The organism is Methylophaga sp. UBA1464 (assembly GCF_002325665.1).
Taxonomy (GTDB): Bacteria; Pseudomonadota; Gammaproteobacteria; order Nitrosococcales; family Methylophagaceae; genus Methylophaga.
In genome coordinates, this window is sequence record NZ_DCSO01000068.1 from 25,339 (window position 1) to 27,122 (window position 1,784).

Annotated in this window: 3 protein-coding genes; all 3 read left to right on the forward strand. The window is 36.7% G+C overall.

Annotation, left to right across the window (positions count from 1 at the left end; translation table 11 throughout):
- Positions 1-516: hypothetical protein (locus tag B3O33_RS08205; RefSeq protein WP_292363371.1), on the forward strand; the 516-nt coding region annotated here is incomplete at its 5' end.
- On the forward strand, positions 503-1,348 hold the full coding sequence (locus B3O33_RS08210; protein ID WP_292361483.1) for a phytanoyl-CoA dioxygenase family protein: 846 nt from the start codon (positions 503-505) through the stop codon (positions 1,346-1,348). The genes B3O33_RS08205 and B3O33_RS08210, both read left to right, overlap by 14 nt.
- Positions 1,349-1,378: 30 nt before the next feature.
- A partial coding sequence (locus B3O33_RS08215; protein WP_292363372.1) for an N-acetylneuraminate synthase family protein occupies positions 1,379-1,784 on the forward strand: 406 nt, incomplete at its 3' end.

The window sequence follows — 1,784 nt, forward strand, 5'->3', positions numbered from 1 at the left end:
ACCTCTGAAGAGATTGCTGAGCCTTTTGAACTCTTGAGTCGAAGTGCACAAAGGTATGGAGATTTTCTCACATGGGCCAAAAAAAATTTTAATATACAAATCCTTGTATTTAACATTACTCCTTCCGAACGAATTCAACAAAATAAATATGTAGACTGCTTTAATAAAAAATTAAGAATTATCTGTAGCAACAATAAAATACCTTTTATCGATATCATGGAAGATATTATGAATCATGATTCTATCAAATCTCAATTTATGGCAGATGTTGTTCATCTTGATTTAAGTGTTCAGCCTCTGATAGAAGAAAAAATTAAACAGGCTGGTTTTGAACTTGATGTTTCAGAGCATGTTTATCATAGAAACTCTAAAACGCTTCAGTCAGATTTTTTATATGATGAAAGGTTTTCGTGTTTTACATATCAACCAGATAGTAAGTCATCATTTAAGAAATTATTTTCGAAATTCAGAGGTTTACTGAAGTCGGTAAAAGGCAATGCAAATGCAAAGTTATGATTTTACGTGCTCACAAGATATTGATTCGGCAGTTAAAAACATGCGTAATTTTGGAATTACACATGTTCCTAACTTTATATCCGAAGGTGAACTTGGATTAATAAATACAGAATTCGAAAAAATTCTCATTAATCCATCGAAAGCTATTATTTCTCAAAGTGGCCATCCGATGAATCCTGATGGTCGAACCGCAAGATTTTCTCCATGGCACAATGATGCATTGACCGATTTCCCTGAGATTACAAAGCTGTTTCGTAATGACTTTTTGAAAAAAATCGCAGAAGCCTACTTTGCACCACATGAAATAGATTTTAATGATGAGGTTTTTGCAACGCACGAAAAACCAGCTGAAACTCCAATTCTTCCATGGCATTTTGACAGGATGCAGTCGATCAAATTTTGGTTTTACTTAACGGATACAACTAAAGAAAATGGTGCTTTTGAGTATTGCCCCAGCACACATTGGGAAGGGCATTATCGAGCGGGATTTCATCTCTCTCAAGGTTGTGGAGTAGAGGATATTCCGAATGATATTGATGAGTCGTTAATAAGAAACCCTGTATCACTTGAATTGAAAGCCGGGGATCTATTGATATTTGATTCCGATGGTTTCCATCGAGGTGGCATTGTTCAACCTGATCAAGAAAGACGCGTGCTCAGAGGACATACACACCCTAAAAATCTACGACGCTATAGTGACAAACCCTTATCAGCTGGCTGGTGGTTAAAATCATTCCTGAACATAAACAAATGGACAGGAAATGCCTCAAAAAGAATCCTTGGTGATCAAGTGCAGGATCACACCTTAAATCGTAAAAAACATAAAAATTAACTTCTAAATCAGGATATGTAGTTTTTGATAATGGATATAAAAATAATCGCAGAAATCGGCATTAATCACGATGGTGATGCCGATAAGGCAATGGATCTTATAAAAGCAGCCTCCAATGCCGGTGTATGGGGAGTCAAGTTTCAATATCGGAACCTTGAAAATGCCTATGCTGATGATGCGAAACAAATTGGCGATGAGATGTTGCTGACGGAAATTCGTCGGAATTACCTTTCACCAGATACTATATTGTCACTAACAGGACAGGGCAAACAGCTCGGGCTTGCAGTTGGGATTAGTTTCTTTGATACGCAGGATATGCTCGACTTTAATGATGATTTAGCGTCCTTTGACTTTTTCAAAGTGCCTTCAGTTGAATTATCAAATATTGAACTTGTTAATAGCATGTTGAGATTGGACAAGCCGGTTTATCTGTCGC